General features: G+C 71.7%; 17 protein-coding genes. 12 read left to right on the top strand and 5 right to left on the bottom strand.

What is annotated here, in order from left to right; genetic code table 11:
- Positions 1-97: 97 nt before the first annotated feature.
- A complete protein-coding gene (locus tag HJC40_RS34935; protein WP_250007705.1) occupies positions 98-700 on the top strand; it encodes a TetR/AcrR family transcriptional regulator in 603 nt (200 codons plus the stop codon).
- 73 nt (positions 701-773) lie between these two features.
- On the top strand, positions 774-2,276 hold the full coding sequence (locus HJC40_RS34930) for an MFS transporter (RefSeq protein ID WP_250007704.1): 1,503 nt from the start codon (positions 774-776) through the stop codon (positions 2,274-2,276).
- A gap of 36 nt (positions 2,277-2,312) precedes the next feature.
- Here the strand turns inward: HJC40_RS34930 and HJC40_RS34925 are convergent, their stop codons facing one another.
- Positions 2,313-4,325, bottom strand: coding sequence for an ATP-binding protein (locus HJC40_RS34925; RefSeq protein WP_250007703.1), 2,013 nt, complete (start codon positions 4,323-4,325; stop codon positions 2,313-2,315).
- Between the two features lie 132 nt (positions 4,326-4,457).
- Between HJC40_RS34925 and HJC40_RS34920 the strand changes: the two genes are divergently transcribed.
- The 10 genes from HJC40_RS34920 to HJC40_RS34875 all read left to right on the top strand — a co-directional run bounded on the left by HJC40_RS34920 (position 4,458) and on the right by HJC40_RS34875 (position 17,199).
- Entirely contained in the window at positions 4,458-5,915 is a 1,458-nt protein-coding gene (locus HJC40_RS34920; protein WP_250007702.1) for an MDR family MFS transporter, read from the top strand.
- A gap of 266 nt (positions 5,916-6,181) precedes the next feature.
- Positions 6,182-6,541 (top strand): PadR family transcriptional regulator, encoded by a 360-nt coding sequence (locus HJC40_RS34915; protein ID WP_250007701.1) that lies wholly within the window; start codon positions 6,182-6,184, stop codon positions 6,539-6,541.
- Positions 6,538-7,518, top strand: a complete 981-nt coding sequence (locus HJC40_RS34910) for a permease prefix domain 1-containing protein (RefSeq protein ID WP_250007700.1) — start codon at positions 6,538-6,540, stop codon at positions 7,516-7,518. Before HJC40_RS34915 ends, HJC40_RS34910 begins: the two co-directional genes overlap by 4 nt.
- 202 nt (positions 7,519-7,720) lie before the next feature.
- Positions 7,721-7,885 (top strand): plantaricin C family lantibiotic, encoded by a 165-nt coding sequence (locus tag HJC40_RS34905; RefSeq protein WP_250007699.1) that lies wholly within the window; start codon positions 7,721-7,723, stop codon positions 7,883-7,885.
- Between the two features lie 35 nt (positions 7,886-7,920).
- On the top strand, positions 7,921-8,088 hold the full coding sequence (locus tag HJC40_RS34900; RefSeq protein WP_250007698.1) for a class II lanthipeptide, LchA2/BrtA2 family: 168 nt from the start codon (positions 7,921-7,923) through the stop codon (positions 8,086-8,088).
- Between the two features lie 170 nt (positions 8,089-8,258).
- Positions 8,259-11,222 (top strand): type 2 lanthipeptide synthetase LanM family protein, encoded by a 2,964-nt coding sequence (locus HJC40_RS34895; RefSeq protein WP_250007697.1) that lies wholly within the window; start codon positions 8,259-8,261, stop codon positions 11,220-11,222.
- A 1-nt stretch (position 11,223) separates the two neighbouring features.
- Entirely contained in the window at positions 11,224-13,365 is a 2,142-nt protein-coding gene (locus HJC40_RS34890) for a peptidase domain-containing ABC transporter (protein ID WP_250007696.1), read from the top strand.
- Complete coding sequence (locus HJC40_RS34885) at positions 13,362-16,094, top strand: DUF4135 domain-containing protein (RefSeq protein WP_250007695.1); 2,733 nt, start codon at positions 13,362-13,364, stop codon at positions 16,092-16,094. Before HJC40_RS34890 ends, HJC40_RS34885 begins: the two co-directional genes overlap by 4 nt.
- 59 nt (positions 16,095-16,153) lie before the next feature.
- Positions 16,154-16,312, top strand: a complete 159-nt coding sequence (locus HJC40_RS34880; protein WP_250007694.1) for a hypothetical protein — start codon at positions 16,154-16,156, stop codon at positions 16,310-16,312.
- Positions 16,312-17,199 (top strand): LLM class flavin-dependent oxidoreductase, encoded by an 888-nt coding sequence (locus HJC40_RS34875; protein WP_250007693.1) that lies wholly within the window; start codon positions 16,312-16,314, stop codon positions 17,197-17,199. The genes HJC40_RS34880 and HJC40_RS34875 overlap by 1 nt, the downstream gene beginning before the upstream one ends.
- A gap of 70 nt (positions 17,200-17,269) precedes the next feature.
- Here HJC40_RS34875 and HJC40_RS34870 read toward each other — a convergent pair whose 3' ends face one another.
- The 4 genes from HJC40_RS34870 to HJC40_RS34855 all read right to left on the bottom strand — a co-directional run bounded on the left by HJC40_RS34870 (position 17,270) and on the right by HJC40_RS34855 (position 20,179).
- Complete coding sequence (locus HJC40_RS34870; protein WP_250007691.1) at positions 17,270-18,037, bottom strand: ABC transporter permease subunit; 768 nt, start codon at positions 18,035-18,037, stop codon at positions 17,270-17,272.
- 2 nt (positions 18,038-18,039) lie between these two features.
- The gene (locus HJC40_RS34865) at positions 18,040-18,960 is read right to left on the bottom strand and encodes an ABC transporter ATP-binding protein (RefSeq protein WP_250007690.1); all 921 of its coding nucleotides are present in this window, start codon (positions 18,958-18,960) and stop codon (positions 18,040-18,042) included.
- A gap of 35 nt (positions 18,961-18,995) precedes the next feature.
- The gene (locus HJC40_RS34860) at positions 18,996-19,814 is read right to left on the bottom strand and encodes a BTAD domain-containing putative transcriptional regulator (protein WP_250007689.1); all 819 of its coding nucleotides are present in this window, start codon (positions 19,812-19,814) and stop codon (positions 18,996-18,998) included.
- An 86-nt stretch (positions 19,815-19,900) separates the two neighbouring features.
- A complete protein-coding gene (locus HJC40_RS34855) occupies positions 19,901-20,179 on the bottom strand; it encodes a LysR family transcriptional regulator (protein WP_250007687.1) in 279 nt (92 codons plus the stop codon).
- Between the last annotated feature and the right edge of the window lie 96 nt (positions 20,180-20,275).

Raw genomic sequence — 20,275 nt, 5'->3', positions numbered from 1 at the left:
TGCGTCACACTTGGTCGTGGAGATCGCGGGAGCAGACCAGGAGGCGTAGTGTACGAAACAGTTTCGTTTCGCAGAGCGTTGATGACGGGGGACCACCATGGCTGAGCAGGCGCGATCCGCCTCGCCGGCCGCGCGCTCCCGCCGGCTCGACGGCGACCGTGAGCAGGCGATCCTGCGCGCGGCCTACGAGTTGCTCGGCGAGACGGGATACCAGGGACTCCGGGTGGACGCGGTGGCCGCCCGGGCGCAGGCGAGCAAGGCGACCCTCTATCGGCACTGGCCCACCAAGGCCGAGCTGGTCACCGACGCCGTCCGCGCGTGCAAGGCCGTCGACAAGCCCCTGCCGGACACCGGCACGCTCCGCGGCGACCTGCTCGCCTGGTTCTGCGACATAGCCACCATGATCAGCAGCGAGGAGGGGCCGCTTCTCGCCGGCCTGTTCATGGCCCTGCACACCGACGAGGAGCTCGCGACGCAGCTGCGTCAGATGCGCGAGTCCAAGATCCCGCTCGCGGAGACCATCTGCGCGCGGGCCGAGGCTCGAGGCGAGCTCCGCCCCGGTTACGACGTCCGGCTGATCGACGAGATCGTCCCGGCCCTGGTCTTCATGCGGCGGTTCGCCCTGGGCGAGCCGCTCGACGAGGCCTTCCTCGACCACCTCGTGGACGACATCGTCCTGCCGTTGCTCATCCGCTCGTAACTCCCGTACCGCGCACCAGCACCCCCGTCACTGACGTGGGTGGATCTCCGCATGCCTCCAAGGGGGACTCTCCATGTCCATCTCCACCGACGCCTCCACGCCGCCGGATATATCGCTTAAACCGCGAAACCGCTGGCTGGCTCTGGCCGTCATCGCGGTCTCCCAGCTGCTCATCGTGCTCGACGCCACGATCGTCAACATCGCCCTGCCGACCGCGCAGACCGCGCTGGACATCAGCGACGCCAACCGGCAGTGGATGATCACGGCCTACACCCTCGCGTTCGGCGGCCTGCTGCTGCTCGGCGGCCGGATCGCCGACTTCACCGGCCGCAAGCGGGCGTTCATCATCGGCCTGCTCGGCTTCGCGGTCGCCTCCGGGCTCGGTGGCCTCGCCACCAACGCGGAGACGCTCTTCGCGGCCCGTGCCCTGCAGGGCGCCTTCGGTGCGCTCATGGCGCCCGCCGCGCTGTCGCTGCTCACGGTCACCTTCACCGAGCCCAAGGAACGGGCGAGGGCCTTCGGGGTGTACGGGGCCATCGCCGGTGGTGGCGGTGCGGTCGGCCTGCTCCTGGGTGGCGTCCTGACCGAGTACGCCTCCTGGCGCTGGACGCTGCTGGTCAGCGCCCCCATCGCGATCGCCGCCGCGCTGGCCGCCGTCCGCTTCGTGGGCGAGAGCCGCGCCGAGGGCAACACGCGCTACGACCTGCCCGGCGCCTTCACCTCCACGGTCGGTCTGGTCGCCCTGGTCTACGGCTTCACCAAGGCCAGCGACGACGGCTGGAGCTCCCCGGTCACGATCGCCTGGCTGATCGCCGCCGTCCTCCTGCTGGTGTCGTTCGTCGTGATCGAGCTCCGCAGCAAGCACCCGCTGCTGCCCATGCGGGTCCTCCTCGACCGCAACCGCGGCGGCGCCTTCCTGGCCTCGCTGCTGATCGGCGCCGGCCTGTTCGGCATGTTCCTGTTCCTGACCTTCTACATGCAGCTGACCCTGGGCTACTCGGCCCTGATGAGCGGCGTGGCCTTCCTGCCGTTCACCTTCGGCATCATCGCCGGCGCCGGGGTGTCGGCCCAGCTGCAGACCCGCCTCGGCCCGCGTGTCCTGATGTTCGGCGGCCTGGTGCTGGGGGCCGTCGGCCTGGCCATGCTCACCCGGATCGGCGTGGACACCGGCTTCTGGAGCCACGTCTTCCCGGCCGAGCTGGTCCTGAGCCTCGGCCTGGGCATCACGTTCGGCCCGATGTCCAACACCGCCCTGTACGGCGTGGCCGACCACGACGCCGGCGTGGCCAGCGCCCTGATCAACACCACTCAGCAGATCGGCGGCTCGCTGGGCACCGCCCTGCTGAACACCATCTTCACCTCGGCCGTGGCCGCCTACATCGTCGACCACCGGGCCGAAGTGACCAACCCCGACCAGCTGCCGGCCCTGCAGGCGATGGCGACCGTGCACAGCTACACGGTGGCCTTCTGGGTGAGCGCGGGCCTGATCGCCCTCGCCGCCGTGATCGCGGTCGTCCTGGTCCGGGCCGATCGCGACGAGGTCGCCGCCAACCCGGGAGTCCCGGCTGCGGTCTGACAACCCGCGCACGTCACGATCGCGGCGGTCCGGTTCCTACCGGGCCGCCGCGGCCGTGTCCGGGGTCTCGCGGGGCAGCCGGACGGTGACCGTCGTGCCGGTGGAGTCGTGCGAGGCCAGGGTGATGCTGCCGTGGTGGCGCTCCACGACGACCCGGCACAGCGCCAGGCCCAGGCCCGCGCCGGGAATCCCGGTGTGGCGGGCGTTCCCGCCGCGGTAGAGGCGGCGGAACAGCCGTGGCTGCTCCGCCGAACCCACCCCGTACCCGTTGTCGGCGACGGTCAGGACGGCGGCCTCGCCGTGCTCGTCGGAGAGCGTCACCGACACCGTCGAGTCGGGCCGGCTGAACTTGATCGCATTGCTGAGCAGGGCGTCGGCGACCTGGCGCAGGCGTTCCGGGTCGCCGGGGACGGTCAGCCGGTCGGGCAGCGTGGCCCGCACGGTGATCTCGCGGGCGGCCGCCCCGGGGGAGACGGCGCCGATCGCGGCGGTCACCACCTCGGTCAGGTCGACCGGCTGGACGCTCAGCCGGGCGTGCCCGGACTCCAGGGCGGCCAGGTCGAGCAGCTTCTCGACCAGGTCGCGCAGGCGTGAGTTGTTGCGCTGCACCACCTCGAGCAGCTCGCGCACCTCGCCGAGGGTGACGTCGTCGTTCGACTCGGCGATCAGATCCACGTACGCGCCGATCGAGGTCAGCGGCGTCCGCAGCTCGTGGCCGACCAGCGCGATGTACTCGTCGGTGGCCGCGGCCAGGTGCAGGGCCAGCACCTCGCTGCGGCGCTGTTCCAGGAAGGCGCCGATCAGGCTGGTCAGTCCGGTCATCAGCACACCGAGGGCGGGGTCGGGCTCCTGCCTCTCGTACGAGAAGAAGGTCAGCACGCCGACCACCCGGTCACCGCTGCGGACGGGGACGGCGCCGGCCGCCCGGAAGTCGCTGCCGTCGACGATGCCCGGCAGCACCGGCGAGTCGGCCGCGTCCAGGTCGGGCACCCAGATGACGTCGGCCCGCTGCCAGCACGACCCCGCCAGCCCGTCGCCGCGGGCCATGCTCACCGGCACCGGCAGCGGGCGTTCCTGCGGGGCGGTGTAGACGCCGGCCGGGCGCAGCAGGTCGGTCACCTCGTCGACCAGCCACAACCGCAGGTACGGCCAGCCGAGCGTGACGCCGATGGCCGAGAGGATCCGGTCGGTCGCGTCGGCGGCGTGCGGGTGGTCGGCGATGACCTTCAGCACCTCGTTCTCGCAGTGCTGGTACTGCCGGTTGCGGTGCTGCCCGGTCACGTCGTGGATGGCGGCCACGGCCCCGGTCACCTCGCCGGCCTCGTCGCGGACCGGCCGGGCGTTGACGGCGAACCACCGCGGCCGCCCGGCGTCGTCGTGCGCGAGCAGTTCGGCCTGCTCCACCTGCTCGCCGGCCAGCGCCCGGGACAGCGCCAGCTCGTGCGTGCGCAGAGGGGTTCCGTCGGCGTGCAGCAGGGCGAACTTGCGGGTGACGTCGGCGATCGGCACGTCGTCGACCCCGGAGCCGAGGAACTCCTGCATCTTCCGGTTGGCCAGCACGATGCGCCCCGAGGCGTCGCACGCGGCGACCCCGGCATCGAGCGAGTCCAGCAGCGCGTCGAACAGAGCCGCGTTCCCGGTCGAATCGGTCAGCGGGCTGATCGGCTCGCAGGCCGGGGGTGGCTGAGCGGTGCCCAGATATCCGCGCAGCGACTCGGTCAGCTCGGGCACCCCGAACGGCTTGCCGATCACCGCGAGCGCGCCGGTCGCGCCCAGCCGCGGGTCACCCGGCAGCAGGTACGCGGTGATCAGCACCACCGGCGTGCCGGCGATCTCGGGGTCGTGCCGGATGGCGTGGCACAGCTCGAGCCCGTTGAGGTGCGGCATGTCGACGTCGGCGACGACCAGCGCGGGTCGGTGCTCGGCGATCGCCCTGAGCGCCGACCGCCCGTCCCCGGTCACCACCACCTCGTGCCCGAGCCGGCGGATGACCTCAGCGATCACCCGCTGATGGTCAAGATTGTCCTCGGCCACGACCACACACGCCACGGCTGCCAGGCTAGGACGGTCGTGTTGCCGCCCGCGCCGGTTCAGCCGATCATTCGCCGCCTAGGGGTGACATCAGACTCTTCCGACCAGCCTCGTCGTGCGTGGGGCGGGTGACAGGAGTAGACGAACAGGGTGCCGGAGAACAATGTCGGACTGCGGTCCGAGCGCGGGCCCGTCCTCATCGCGGTGATGCTGTCGACCTCGCTGATCGCGATCGACGCGACCATCATCGCCACCGCCGTCCCCTCGATCGTCAAGGACATCGGCGGTTTCACGGAGTTCCCGTGGCTGTTCTCGGTCTATCTGCTCGCCCAGGCCGTCTCGGTGCCGATCTACGGCAAGCTGAACGACCTGTTCGGCCGCAAACCGGTCATCCTCTGGGGCATCGGGCTGTTCCTGCTCGGCTCGGTGCTGTGCGGCGTCGCCTGGAGCATGCTCTCGCTGATCATCTTCCGGGTCGTGCAGGGGCTCGGCGCCGGGGCGATCGCGCCGACCACCATCACGATCATCGGCGACCTCTACAACGTGCGCGAGCGGGCCAAGGTCCAGGGGTACGTGGCCAGCGTCTGGGGCGTCTCGTCGGTGATCGGGCCGACGCTGGGCGGCGTGTTCAGCGAGTGGGCCGACTGGCGCTGGATCTTCCTGGTCAACATCCCGCTCTGCCTGCTGGCCGGCGGCATGATCTTCACCAAGTTCCACGAGCGGGCTCAGCGTCACCGGCCGGCCATCGACTATCGCGGGGCAGCGCTGCTGACCGCCGGTCTCACCCTGGTCATCCTGGGCGTGCTCGAGGGCGGTCAGGCCTGGGCGTGGGCCTCGCCGATCAGCCTGCTCGTCCTCGGGGGCGGGCTGGCCCTGCTCGTGGTCTTCGGATTCGTCGAGCGCAACGCCCCCGACCCCGTGCTGCCGCTGTGGGTGTTCCAGCGGCGGCTGCTCGTGACCAGCGGTGCGCTCGCCATCGGGGTCGGCGCGATCCTGCTCGGCCTGAGCTCGTACGTGCCGCTCTATGTCCAAGACGTGCTCGGGTACGGCCCGCTGGTCGCCGGCTTCGCGCTGGCCGCGCTCACCCTGGGCTGGCCGATCTCGGCGAGCCAGGCCGGCAAGATCTATTTGCGGGTCGGCTTCCGGGTGTGCGCGCTGATCGGCACCACGCTGGTGGTCATCGGCTGTGCGCTGCTGCTCCTGCTCGGCCGCGATTCGTCGGTCTGGGCAGTGGGCGGCTTCTGCCTGTTCATCGGCCTCGGCATGGGCCTGACGGCCGCGCCGACGCTGATCGCCGCGCAGTCCAGCGTCGGCTGGTCGGAGCGTGGCGTCGTCACGGCGAACAACATCTTCCTGCGGTCGCTCGGCAGCGCGCTGGGCGTGGCGGTCTTCGGCGCGATCGCCAACGCCATCATCGGCGGCGACGAGGTCGACCCGGCCCGGCTGACCACGGCCGTGCACCGCATCTTCATCGGCATGGTGCTGGTCGCGGTGGTGATGGTGGCGCTGGCCGCCCTGCTGCCCCGATCGGCCGACAACGCCATGGCCGAGCCGGAGTCGCCCGCCCCGACCGAAAAGCCCAAGGCTGCTCCGGCTGAGTCGAACTGACCTTTCCCGGCTGCGGACCGGGGCTGACGGCCGGTCCGCGCCAGGCGGCAAGCGGTCCTGGCGGCATTCCGCGTCTCTGACGCGCGGCTCGCTGTTCCGCGTCGATGATGCCGTTGTGTGGACGCGGGCAGCCTCGGCTCCCGCTGTCCCGCGCGGCATCACGCTGCTGTATCGGCCCGTGCAGCGGCGGCTCTCGGACAATGGTCGTGTCGACACTTTGGTGTAGTGCGTTGCCATAGTGTGTGAGACACAGTATGGTGTTGGACATGACAACGGACGCGACACTATCCAGCCACCTGCAGGAGCTGCGGCGCGGCACGGTGGTCGTCGCCAGCCTGACCGTGCTGCGCACGCCGGGCTACGGCTACTCCCTGCTCGAGACGTTGAGCGAGGCCGGCTTCGAGGTCGAGGCCAACACGCTCTACCCCCTGCTGCGCCGCCTCGAGGCGCAGGGCCTGCTGACCAGCGCGTGGAACACCGACGAGGCCCGGCCGCGCAAGTTCTACACCACCACCGAGCAGGGCAACGCGGTCGCCGACGCCCTGCGCATCGAGTGGAGCCGCCTCGACGGGGCCATGAGCGACCTGTCCACCGACACCGTCACGACCCCCCGGAGCGAGAAATGACCGCCAGCCTGGTCGACCGTTACGTCTTCACCGCCCTGCGCCGCGTGCCCGAGCAGCAGCGCGCCGACATCGACCGTGAGTTGCGCGCCTCCATCGACGACGCGGTCGACGCCCGGGTCGAGGCCGGCGAGTCCCGCGAGGCCGCCATCGAGCGCGCGCTGACCGAGCTGGGTGACCCCGACCGCCTGGCCGACAGCTACGCGGGCAGACAGAACTTCCTGATCGGCCCCGAGCTGTACGGGGTGTGGCGCCGCTCGCTGAAGCTGCTGTTCACCATGGTCCTGCCCGTCGTCGTGATCGTCGTCGCCGTCATCCGGCTGTTCGCCGACGACGTCACGGTGGGCAGCGTCATCGGCGCGGCGATCAGCACCCTGCTCACCGTCGGCGTCCACCTGGCCTTCTGGACCACGCTGGCCTTCTGGATCGTCGAGCGCACCGGGGCCGGCAAGGACGACCTGAACGTCCCGTGGACCCTGGCCCGCCTGCCCCGGTACGAGACCGGGGTGCGCTCCCGCGTCGAGCTGATCGCCAACCTGCTCTGGCCCGTGCTGCTGATCGCCGCGCTGGTGCTGCAGCAGTTCACGTTCACCGACGAGCCCGTGCTCGACCCGGCGAACTGGTCCTTCTGGTGGCCGGCGCTGATCGTCCTGATCGCCCTCAAGGGTGTCTGGGCCGTCTGGGTCTATCGCCTCGGCCGGTGGACCCGCCCGGTCGCGGTCGTGAACGCCCTGCTGGCCGTGGCCACAGCCGCCCTCCTGGTCTCCCTGCTGGCCACCGACACGTTCTTCAACCCGGAGTTCGGGGGCTTCGCCGACGCCGGCGCCGACGTGCGGGGCTGGGTCTCGACGGCCGTCATCGTCGCGGTGGTCCTGAGCGCGCTGTGGGACATCTTCGACATCACCCGCAAGGTCGAGCAGGCCCGCAAGGGTGTGCCGGCCGAGGTCCCCGGCTCGGGCCGGAGCTACACCCTGATCTGACGAGCATCGCCAGCGGCGCCCTCCGGTTCTCCGGGGGGCGCCTTCGCGTGTCCGAGGGCCGGTTCCGGCTGTGCGGGACGTATGCCCATCGTGTGCCGGACCGCGTGATCGGTGAATGCCGAATCGCAATGGCCGGGCGCGAAGCTTTTACCAGAGAGCCGATCGAAGCACCGAACGGTTCCGGGGAAAACGAGGAGTAACCATGTACGACGGTGACATCGACCTGCTCGAGGAGATCGAGGAGCAGGACTTCGAAGGTGTGGCCTACGGCGCCTGCACCACCAACACCTTCTCCCTTTCCAACGCCCTGGGCAACAAGGGCGGATGGTGCACCCTGACCGTCGAGTGCCAGCCCAACTGCAGCTGAGCTGCTTCCTTTCCGATCCATCAAGGAGAACTGAGTTGAAGAACGAGATTGTCGAGCAGGACCTGCTCGCCCGCCACGACGAGGCCGAGCTGATCGAGCTCGGCGAGGCCGACACCTACGGCGGTACGGCGTGGGTCTGCGCCACGGTGACGCTGGCCACCGCGGCCATCTGCCCGACGACCAAGTGCACGAAGGAATGCTGATCGCCGTAGCGATCGGATAGTGCGACGGAAGCGGGATGGGAGTCGAACCCTCGGATTCCCATCCCGCTTCGCCGTGCCCATTTATCGAAGCCGTACCTGTTTGTAGAGCCGTGCCTGTTTATAAAAGCGTGCCTGTTTATTGACGCGACCGGAACGGAAGTGGCAGTGAAGTGACGTCCGCAGCGAAATACTATCCCGAGTTCGACAGCACCGAGATCGCCGAGACGATCACCCCGCTGGCCGCATTCGACGACGAGGTCGCCGAGGTGCTGCGGGCGAGCCGCCCGGCCCACGTCCGCGATTGGATCGCGGCGCCGGAGCAGTACCCGTTCCAGCGCGTCGTCCGCAGCCTCGCGGCGGCCGTCGCCGACCCGGACCCCGTCGCAGGGGCCGCCGCGCGCCCGGCCGACCCGCAGGCGATCCTCGGCGAGCTGCTGGGCCGCGCCGAGGCCCGGATCCGCGACCTGACCACCCGGGCGCTGGTGGCCGCCGTCAACCACGCGCGCAAGCACGGCCGGCTCGCCGGGACCACCCCGCAGGACCGGTACCGGGACTTCGTCGAGCGGTCGGTGGCCACGTCCTTCGAGGCGGTCTCCGGGCTGTCCTTCCCGGTGCTGCCCGACCTGGTCCGCATCGTCGTGCGCAACGAGCGGGCCGCGTTCGCCGAGCTGACCGCCCGCCTGGCCGCCGACCGCGCGGCGATCGCGGAGGCGTTCGGCATCCACCCGGACGACCGGCTCGCCTCCCTGGGACGGGCCGAGGGCGACACCCACCACCACGGGCGCAGCGTCGGGGTGCTGGTCTTCGAGTCCGGCGCCCGCCTGGTCTACAAGCCGCGCGACGTGTCCTGCGAGGCCGCGTACGTGACCATCGCCCGTGAGCTGAACAGCCGGATCCGCACCGACCTGGCGACCGCCGCGGTGCTCGAGCGGCCCGGCTACGGATACGTCGAGTTCGTGCCCACCCAGGACGTGGCCGGCCGGTCCGAGGCCTTCATGCGGGCCAGCGGTGAGCTGGCGGCCGTGTTCTACCTGCTCAACGCGCGGGACATGCACTTCGAGAACATCCTGCCGACCCGGCGCGGACCGGTGCCGATCGACCTCGAGACGATCCTGCACCCGGAACGGGTACATGTCGGACCGACGCCCGAGGCGCCCGGCAACGCGTACACCACCATCAGCCAGTCGGTTTACGGCATCGGCATCCTGCCGCTCGTGCTGGCCGGCAAGAACCCCGGCTCGGGCCACGTCGACCTGGGCTTTCTCGGCGACAGCGGCCAGGGCGACTCACCGTTCAAGGCGATGCAGTTCGACCAGCCGTTCACCGACGAGGTGCGGCTGGTCTTCCGGGCGGCCGCGGCGGCCGAGCGCACCACGGTGGTGCGGGCGCTGACCGAGGACGAGACGCTGACGTTGGGCCGGTGCATGGCCGACGGCTTCACGCGGGTGTTCCGGGCCGTGATGGACGATCCGGACGCCTGGTCGGCGCTGCTGCGCAAGGCCGTCGCCGGGATCCAGGTGCGGTACGTGCACAACCCCACCGCCCTGTACGTCCAGACGTTGCGGATGACCGCCGGCCCGAGATCGCTGGAGGGCCCCGAGCCGTACGTGGCGCTGCTCAAGCGGATCGCGATCGCCAGCAAGACCTCCGACCGCTCGATCGTGCGCTCGGAGTTGCGGCAGCTCGCCGAGCGCGACATCCCGTACTTCACCGTCGCGGGCACCGGCACGGACCTGCTCGACGGCGACGGGAACCCGACCGGCGCCCACTTCGCCGCCAGCCCGCTCGATCTCGCGCTGGCCAAGGCGGCCCGGCTGAGCGAGTTCGAGCTCGGCGAGCAACTGCGGCTGATCCATTCGGCGTTCGCCTCCCGCTTCCCGGACAACCACCTGACCCCGGCGTCCGCCCCCGCGGCCCCGGCCGGCCGGTCCGGCGGCCGCACCCGGGACGGCATGCTGGAGCTGGTCACCGAACTCGCCGACCGGCTCGTGGCGACCTCGCTGCCCGACAAGTTCGCGCATCTGCCCCGCACCTGGATCGGCCCGCTCGCCTCGGCCGAGGCCAGCCGCCCCTGGCCGCCCGGCGTGCTCGGCTACGAGCTCTACACCGGTCGCACCGGGCCCGCGCTCGCGCTCGCGGCCGCCGGACGGCTGCTCGGCGAGCAGAGCTACCGCGACCTGTCGGCGCAGATCTTCTCGACGACCGCCGACATCCTGTCCGGCCGGCGGTACGAGGCCCGCAGCGTCGCGCAGGCCGGCTACGGCGGCTACACCGGCCTGGCCGGAATCCTCTTCGCGCTGTCGGCGGCCGGCCGGCTGCTCGACGAGCCGGGCTGGCGCCGGGCCGCCCAGGACACCCTGCCGCTGCTGGCCGGGCTGATCCGGGACTCGGCCGTCCGGCCGCCGTCCGATGTGATCGGTGGCCTGTCCGGAGTGCTGTCCGCCGTGGGCGCGGTGGGTGGCCCGCACGCCGGCGCGCTCACCGCCGAGCTGACCACGCTGCTGGTGGACGGCCTGGCCGACGAGGACGCGAACCGGTCGCTGTTCGCCCAGTCCGGTTTCGCCCACGGGGTCAGCGGGGTGCTGCACGCGCTGAGCCGGGTGTACCCGGCGCTCCCGGACGCCGACCGACCGGCCGTCGCCACCGCGATGAGCGCGCTGGCCGACCGGCTCGGCACGTTCTACGACGCGCGGGAGAGCAACTGGTTCTCCAACGTGGCCACGCCCGGCACCTTCTCCACCGGCTGGTGCCACGGCGCGGCCGGCATCGCCCTGGCCCTCGACGCGTACGCCCGGGCCACCGGCGACGGGGAGGCGGCCCGCCGGCGCGAGCTGGCGGTGGCCAACACCCTGCGGGAGGGCTTCGGCCGCAACCTGACCTGGTGCCACGGCGACCTGGGCAACCACGACGTGGTGAGCGCGCTGGCCGGACCGGACGACCCGGCGCTGGCCGCCGTCGAGGACCGGTGGTTGCGCCCGGAGGTGCTGCTCCGCAAGATCGACGACCCGCGCAGCCGGTACGCCCACACCAACAGCCTGCTGGTCGGCTCGGCCGGCATCGTGCTGCACCTGACCAACCGGCTCGACCCGGACGCCCGCACCTCCGTGGTCGACCTGGGCGCGGAGGGACGCTGACATGCGCCGACGAGTTCCCACGGTCACCCAGGTGACCCAGACCGAGTGCGGCCTCTGCTCCTGCGTCGCGCTGCTGCGGTACTTCGGCTACGCCGAGGAGATCGCCACCGCCCGTACGGAGATGGACGCCGGCCGCGACGGCCTGTCCGCGCAGCAGCTGGCCCAGTTCCTCTCGGCCCGCGGCCTGACCGTCAAGCCGTACCGGGTCAGGAACGTCGACGTGCTGGCCAAGTTCACCGAGCCGGTGATCCTCTACTGGGAGGACTACCATTTCCTGGTCCTGGAGAAATTCGACGGGCGTACCGCCGTGGTGATGGACCCCGCGGTCGGCCGGCGCCGGATCTCCGCGGCCGAGCTGGCCGCCGGGTTCAGCAACATCGTCATCGCGGCTGAGCCCGGGCCGGAGTTCCGCCCGATGCGGGCGCGGCCGTTCGCCGAATGGCGCAAGGTGCCGCTGCTCGCCGAGGGCGCGCGGTCCAAGATGGGGCTGGTGGCGCTGCTCTCGCTCACCGGCTACGGCGCCGTGCTGGGCATTCCGCTGCTCACCCAGTGGGCGGTGGACCGTTCCTCGCGGTTCGCCGGCCTGGACGACCTGGGGGTGGTGGTCGCGCTGGTGCTCGCCGTGGCGACCGGTTACCTGGTGCTCCACATCATCCGCGTCGCGGTGCTGTCCTCGCTGGTCACGCTGCTCGGCCGGCACCTGATGACGCAGACCTTCACCCGGTTGCTGGCGTTGCCGTACAGGTTCTTCACCACCCGCCAGCCGGGCGAGCTGCTCTTCCGGCTCAACAGCGTGAACACGATCCGGGACCTGCTGTCCTCCCGGGTCGCCCAGGGCGCCCTGGACGTGGGCACACTGCTGGGCGTCACCACCTATCTGTTCATCACCGAATGGCGGCTGGGCGCGATCTCGTTCGGGCTCCTGCTGCTCAACGGGCTCTATCTGGCCCGGACCCGGGTCCGGGTGCTGGAAGCGGTGGACGCCGAGATCGCCAACCTTTCCAAGAGCCAGTCGACGCAGCTCGACGCGATCGTGTCGATTCCCACCATCAAGATGGGCGGGTACGCGGACCGGTTCGTCGAGAGCTGGAGCCGGACGTACCACGACTCGCTGGAGGCGATGAAGACCCGGATGCGGCTGCAGCAGGGCCGCATCGCCGGGGTCACCTCGGCCACCCAGATGTTCGGGCCGCTGCTGATCCTGCTCTCGGGGCTGTACCTGGTGACCCACGGGCAGATCTCGCTCGGCGCGGCAGTCGGCGTGCAAGCCGTCTCGGCCACCTACTTCGCGCTGGCCACCTCGGTGTTCAGCACCTACACCGAGTTCAGCGAGGCCTCGCGTTACGTGGCCCGGCTGGGCGACATCACCGCCGCGCCACCGGAGGGACGGGGTGGCACCCGGACCGAGGTGCCGTCGACCGCCATCTCCCTGCGCGACGTCAGCTTCCGCTTCACCAGCCACAGCGACCTGGTCGTCCGCAACGTCTCGCTGGACATCCCGGCCGGGGCGAAGGTGGCGCTGGTGGGCCCGTCCGGCTCGGGCAAGAGCACGCTGGGCCGCATCATCTGCGGTCTGTACGAGCCCACCGCCGGCTCGGTGCGCTTCGGCGGGGCCGACCTGGCCGAGTACGACCGCGACGCGCTGCGCCGGCTGATCGGCTACATCCCCCAGGAGGTGCACCTGCACAACCGCACCATCCTGGAGAACCTGACGATGGGCCGCGACATCTCGATCGACCAGGTCCGTGAGTACTGCGACAGCGTCGGCATCCTGGACTTCCTGGACGACCTGCCGATGGGGCTCAAGACCCTCGTCTCCGAGATGGGCGCCAACTTCTCCGGCGGTCAGCGGCAGCGCCTGGCCATCGTGCGGGCCCTGCTGCAACAGCCCCGAATCCTGGTCATGGACGAGGCCACCGCGTCGCTGGACAACCTCAACGAGCGCCGGGTCACCCGGATCATCGAGGAGCTCGGCGCGACCCAGGTGGTCATCGCCCACCGGCTCGCCACCGTCCGGTCGGCCGACCACATCTACGTGCTCGCCGGCGGCCGGGTGGTCGAGCACGGCACCCACGAGGAACTGCTCGACCGCGGTGACACGTACGCCGAGCTCTACTCCGAGAAGACCGAGGAGCACGCATGAACCCGTCCGTGTCCATCGAGGCCTTCCTCCCGTTCTACCGGCACGTCGTCCCGCGCGAAGCCGTCACCGGCCGGCTGCGGGCCGCGGTCACCGGGGTCGCCGCCCCCGAGCACGTCGAGGCGGTGCTCGACCAGGTGTGGTCGGACGTCGCCGGCCGTGTCGAGCAGCAGTCCTTCCGCGTCCTGATCGGCGAGTTTCACCGCTTCCGGCCGACTGTCGAGGCCCCGGCCCTGCGCCGGTTCAGCGACTGGCTGGCCGGGCCGGCCGGGGCCGCCGGGCTGCTCGAGCGGTACCCGGTGCTGCGGGAGCGCCTCGAGACCTCCGTACGACAGTCGCTCGAGCCCTACGCCGAGGTCTTCGCGGCCCTCGCCGCCGACCGGGCCGCCCTGCACGAGGCCGGCCTCACCCCGGACCCGTCCGCGCCGGTGATGGCCCTGTTCGGCACCGGGGGCGACCTGCACAACGACAACCGCAAGGTGGTCGGCCTGCGGCTGGCCGACGGGACGCGCCTGCTGTACAAACCGCGCGACCTGCTCTCGGACGCCTTTCTGCGCGACCTGTACGCGGCGGTCGACCCGTACCTGCGCTTCTCGCTGCGCGACTGCCTGCCGCGGTCGGTGGCCGGCGCCGGGTACGGCTGGCAGGAGTACGTCGAACCCCGCCCGATGACCGGGGCGGACCAGCCGGCCCGCTACTTCTACCGGTTCGGGGCGATCTGCGCGGTGCTCGGCTCGATCGGCGCGTCCGACCTGCACGACGAGAACCTCATCGCCGGTGGCGAGCACCCCACGGTGATCGACACCGAGACGGTGGTCCGCCCGGACGCCGGGGTGGACGACGACACGCTGCCGCACCGGCTGATCAACCACCTCAAGCTGTCCATCGCCTCCACCCTGCTGGTGCCCATGCTCGATCCGGGCTCGGCCAACGACCTCAACATGTCGGGCGTCGGCGTCGACGGGGTGCAGGTCTCGCGGATGAAACGACCGGTGGTCCGCGACGGTGACAACGACGACATCGCGGTGCACTGGGAGCCGGTCACCTACCGCCACCGGGACAACCTGCCCCGGCTGGGGGACGGCGCGCTCGCGGCGACCGCCCACTTCGCCGACATCCGGGCCGGTTACCTGGACGCGCTGGCCGCGATCCGCGACGACGCGGCGGGCAAGGTGCTCGACGCGTACCCGCAGATGCCGGTGCGCTGCCTGATCCGCTCGACCCGGGTGTACGCCCGCTACATCGACGCGGCCACCCACCCCGACTATCTGCGCGACCACGACGACGCGGAGCGGCTGCTCGGGCTGCTGCGGCAGTATCCGCCGTACCTGTCCGAGCAGGCCGCGGCCTGGGTCGGCGAGCAGGAGCGCGACAGCCTGCGGGCCGGCAACGTCCCGCTGTTCGTGGCCCGGGCCGGCCACGCCGAGCTGGCCACGACGCGGTCCAGGGTGGACGGGGTCCACCGGTGGACGGCGCTCGACTTCGCCCGGCGCGGTCTGGCCCAGAGCGCGGCCCGGCCCGACGACTACCACCACTTCCTGCTCGAGGAGTCGTTCGGCGAGCTGGCCGGCCCGGGGGAGTTGTGCGCGTCGAGCGTGTTCGCCCCGGTGCTGGCGGACGCGCGCCCGCGCGGGTGGTGGCCCGAGATCGCCCGCGTCATCGAGCGCCTGGGGATCTCGTACGACGGCCCGGACGGCCCCGAACTGGGCTGGGTGGCCGGCGTCGGCCCGGACCGGGGCGCGTCGACGCTGACGCCGGGCCACTGCGTGTCCTTCCACGACGCCGGCGGCATCGTCACGTTCCTCGGCCACGCGGCCGCGCTCGACCCCGGCCTGGCCGCCGCCCACCGGGCCGCCGACCGAGGACTGGACGCCCTGCTCGCCGACTACGCCGACCCGTTGCTGCAGGCGCCCGAGAGCGTGCTGACCGGTGCGGCGTCGATGCGGCTGGTCCGCCCGGATCGGGTGGATCAGCAGTGGCAGCAGCGGACCGCGGCCGCGTTCGCCGCCCGGGCCGCGGCCGGCGCCCTGGAGACCGACCTCGGCAACGGGCCGGCCGGCCTGCTCATGCTGAGCCTGGGCACCGGGCTCGACGCCGGGGTCGACGCCGACCTGCTGGCCGAGCTGACCCGTGCGCATCTCCCGGTCCCGCGGGACAAGCCCTGGTACGACGTGGCGCACGGCGAACTGGGCCTGCGCTGGGCCCTGGCCCGGCTGGGCCGCGCCCGCGGGGACGACGCGGCGGCCGACGCCTCGGCCGACTGGCTGATCGAGCGGCTCGGCTGCCCCGATCAGCCGCCGGTCACCGGCTGGTGCAACGGGTCGGCCGGCCTGCTGCTGAGCGCGGCCGAGATCCTGGCCACGGCCGGGCGGCCGCTGCATCGGCTGGCTCCGCTGGTCGAGGCGGCCACCCGGCTGCCCCGGCACACCCCGGTCGATTTGTCGGTGTGCCACGGCACCAGCGGGGTAGTCCAGGCGCTACTGGCCACCGGCCGGATCCTGGGCGCCGACGAGGCGTACGCGGGTCTGGCCGCCGACTATCAGCAGCGGGTCGTCGCGGCGGCGCGGCGGCAGGGGTTCGCCACCGGCGCCTCGGGCCGCACCGCGCTGCTCGGCTACCTGCTCGGCTGGTCCGGTGTCGGTGACACCGACCTGTTGATCGAGCACGCGGCCCGCGGTGAGCTGGCCGGCCGGGTCATCCCGGTCGCGCTCGGCGCGCCGCAGCCCCTCTGACGGTCCCGGAGGACCCTCCGAGGACCGGCCCGGATCACCATCGAAGAAAGGAAGAACCCATGGCACGCGGTTCCAGCAAAGGCGGAGCGAGCTTCCCGATCGTGATCGGCGTGATCGTCGCCGCGGTGGCGATCACCCAGGAGAACTACATCGGGGCGGCCTTCGCGATGATCGCCGGCATCCTCCTGTCGCTGTACATGTTCCGGCGGGCCCGCTAGTGCGGCTCTCGCTGCTGCTGCCCTTCGCGCCCACCCGGCCCGAGCAGGCGGCCGTCTTCGGCAAGCTCGTGCAGTCGGGGGCGGCCGCCCGGCTCTGGCAGGGCCAGGGCACGACGCTCGACGCCCACCACCTCATCGCCTGGCTGGCCGGTCGGGGCATCGCCGTCCCGAGCGGCTTCGGGGTCTCGCTGATGCCGCTGCGCTCACCCCACCAGGCCGCCCTGGAAGCCCGGTCGACCGCGTTGTCGACCGGGCTTCCGGTCGTGGCCGGCTTCGGCCCGGGCTCGGTCGAGCTGCAGCGGGGCGTCCTCGGTGGTCCCTACCCGAGCCCGCTCGGCGCGGCCCGCGGCTACCTCGGCGAGGTCCGCGGGCTGCTCGCCGGGTCCCCGTCGGACGTCGAGCTCGGCCTGGGCGTGCTGCGCCCGGGCATGGCCGGGCTGGCTGGGGAGATCGCCGACGTGGCGATCACCTGGCTGGCCTCGGCCGGCTATCTCGCGGGCGCCCTCGTCCCGGCGATCCGGGCGGCCCGCCGCTCGGTGCCCGGGGCGGCCCGGGTGGTGGCGATCGTGCCGGTTGCCGTGGCCGGGCCGGGCCGGGACGCGGCGGCGCTGGCCGAGGCCTCGTGCGGGGCCCACGTCCGGGCGCCGCACTACCGCGACATGCTGGGCCGGGCCGGGGTGCGGCTGACCGGTGACGCCGCGGCCGACGCGCGGGCGGTCATCGAGGCCGGCGTGGTCGTCCACGGCCGCCCGGACGAGGTGCGCGAGCAGCTGGACGCGTACCGGCTGGCCGGGGTGGACGAGGTCGTGCTAAACCTGAGCGGCACGGCGGCGCTGCACGGTCCCAAGGCCGCCGCCAAGGACCTGCTCACCCTGCTGCGCGGCTGACGCGCGGGAACGACGGAAGGGCTCCGCACGCGGTGAGCGTGCGGAGCCCTTCGGCGTTCCGGCAGTACGGTCAGGCGTCGCGCCGCCGCACCGCGAGGTAGCCGCCGACAACCGCGGCGAGGGTCCAGGCGATCAGCACGGCCAGACCCGTCCACGCGTTGAGCACGGTGCTGCCCTGCGGCTCGCGGTAGAGGATCTGCGCCCCGGCCACGTCGGGCAGGAACTGCGCCACCTTCCCGACCTTGGGGATGCTGGTGAGGATGGTCGACACCATGAAGAACAGCGGGAACAGGATGCCGATGGTCAGCGCCGAGCTGCGCAGGACCGCGGCCAGGCCCATGGCGAAGACGCAGAGCAGCGTCGTGTAGATGATCGCGCCGACGATCGCCCGCAGCGCGCCCGGGTCGCCCAGCGAGGCCTTGTGCTCACCGAGCATCACCTGGGTGGCGGCGAAACTGGCCAGCACCACGACCGTCGAGGCGGCCAGCGCGACCAGCCCGCCGGCCAGCAGCTTGGAGCCGTAGAAGACGCCCCGGCGCGGCACGGCGGCCAGCGAGCTGCGGATCGTGCCGGAGGAGTACTCGCTGCTGACGATCAGAACGCCGAAGATCACCAGGGCGATCAGGCCCAGCCGGAGCCCGCCGAAGCCGGTGCCGATCGGGTCGAACGCCGCCCGGTCGGCCGCGTCCATCTTGTCGTACGTGCTGTCCAGGAAGTAGGCCGAGGCCACCGCCAGGAAGACGCTGATCAGCAGGAACATTGCCAGATTCCAGATCGACGAGCGCAGCGTACGGATCTTGCCCCACTCGAACGACACGGCCGCACCGAAGTCCGCCATCGTCACACCTCCTGCTTCGCGCGGTAGTCCACCGCGTCGGCCGTCAATTGCATGAACGCCTCCTCCAGGGAGGCCACCCGGGGGCTGATCTCGTACACCGTGATCCGGTGCTCGGCGGCCAGTGCGCCGATCACCTCCGGGGTGGTGCCGAGCGCCTCCAGGGCTCCGCCGTCGCCCGGCTCGACCACGATGTTTCCGGCGGCGAGCACGTCGCGCAGCTTCTCCGGCTCGGGCGTGCGGATCAGCACGTACGAGCGGGAGTTGCGGTTGACGAACTCCTCGACCGAGCTGTCGGCCAGCAGCCGGCCCTGCCCGATCACGATGAGGTGGTCGGCGGTCAGCGCCATCTCACTCATCAGGTGGCTGGAGACGAAGACCGTGCGGCCCTCGGCGGCCAGCCCCTTCATCAGCGCCCGGATCCACAGGATGCCCTCGGGGTCCAGGCCGTTGACCGGCTCGTCCAGCAGCAGCACCCGCGGGTCGCCCAGCAGGGCCGCGGCCACCCCGACGCGCTGGCCCATGCCCAGCGACAGGCCCTTGGCCCGCTTGCCGGCGACCGCGGTCAGGCCGACCAGTTCCAGCACCTCGTCGACGCGCCGGGCCGGGATCCGGTTGCTGCGGGCCAGTCCGGCCAGGTGGGCGCGCACCGTGCGCCCGGGGTGCAGCGACTTGGCGTCGAGCAGCGCGCCGACCTGGCACAGCGGCTGGTCGAGCTGCTCGTAGCGCCGGCCGTCGATCAGCACCTCGCCGGAGGTCGGCCGGTCGAGCCCGACGATGGCCCGCATCGTGGTCGACTTCCCGGCGCCGTTGGGGCCGAGGAAGCCGGTGACGCGACCCGGGTGGACGCTGAAGGTCAGGCCGTCGACGGCCGTGGTGCCGCCGTACTTCTTGGTGAGCTGTCGTACTTCGACCGATGGGCTCATCGTTCCTCTTCACTGTCTCGGGGGATCTCGGTCATCTAGGACGCCCGGGAGAGGGCGGATTCCGGTTCGGTGTGGGGCATGCCGGTCGCGACGAGCCGGACCGCCTCGGCCGGGTCCCATCGCAGGGCGGCCATCCGCATCGCGTCGACGTTGGGCGGCAGGTCCAGGCCGAGGTCGTCGGCGAACAGGTCCTGGCAGCGCCTGATCGCCTCGAGCGCCCCGGCCGCGTCGCCCTCCACGCAGTGCACGGCGGCGAGCAGCTCCCACAGCCGTTGCCGGTACGGCGCCTCGGCCAGCGCGGTCTCTATCCGGTAGGCCAGCATCTCGGTGCGGTTGGCCAGCAGGCACGCGGAGAACAGGCTCTCGTAGGCCAGGAAGCGGGCGCTGTTGAGCCCGGCCGCGTGGGCGGCGAACCAGCGGGTGTCGGGCAGGTCGCCCCCGAACGGCCCGCGCCACAGCGCCAGCGCCTCCTCCAGGACGGTGGCGGCCTGCTCGGCGTCGCCCTGCAGCAACCGGCTGCGGCCGTGCCGCACCATCCGGGTGAAGCAGGTCAGGTCGCATTCGTCGGCCGAGAGGGACAGCCGATAGCTGACCTGGCCGCCGCGGTAGGTGGTGATCCGGCGGCCCAGTCCGGGCGTGGCGTCGTCGAGGTCGCGGCGCAGGCCGGTGAGATGGCTGCGGATGTTGGCGGTGGCCGACAGCGGCGGGTTGTCCCACAGCAGCGCGGCCAGTTCGCCGATGCCGATGGACTGCCCGCCGCGCAGCAGAAAGGCCGTGAGCAGGGCGCGCCGGACCGGCGGGCCGGAACGGATCACGCCGTGGATTTCGAGTGGACCCAGGATTCGGAAGATCATTCCCCCGTGCCGTCCTTCGTCGGTCGCGCTCGCCGGGCCGGTGGTCGGGCGGAAACGCGAGATGCGGTTCGCTGGCGGCGGCCGGGTCAGGCCGCGATGGGTGTGGCGCCGGCTGAGCCGGTGGCGCCCTTGATGCCGTCCATGAGCACGAGGACGGCCTGCGCGGACGGCAGCATCACCGCGCCGGCGTGGGTGAGGGTCACGCCGGCGCAGGTCCGCGCGAACAACCGGGTGTTGAGCGCCTGTTCCAGGCACTTGATCTGATAGCTGATGGCCGGCTGCGAGTAGCCCAGCGAGCGTGCCGCCAGATCCATCCGCCCGTGCCGGGCCACCGCTACGAAGGCTTGCAGTTCCCGCTCGTTCATGACTCTCCGTTGTTGCCATGTCACTTACGTTACTGTAGTCATCAAAGTAATTCGCGTTTCCAACGTCGTCAATGGCTTTCGGCCTGCGGATTTCCG

It is taken from the genome of Actinoplanes sp. M2I2, assembly GCF_023544445.1.
GTDB lineage: Bacteria > Actinomycetota > Actinomycetes > Mycobacteriales > Micromonosporaceae > Actinoplanes.
This window is presented reverse-complemented; position numbering and strand designations above follow the sequence as displayed.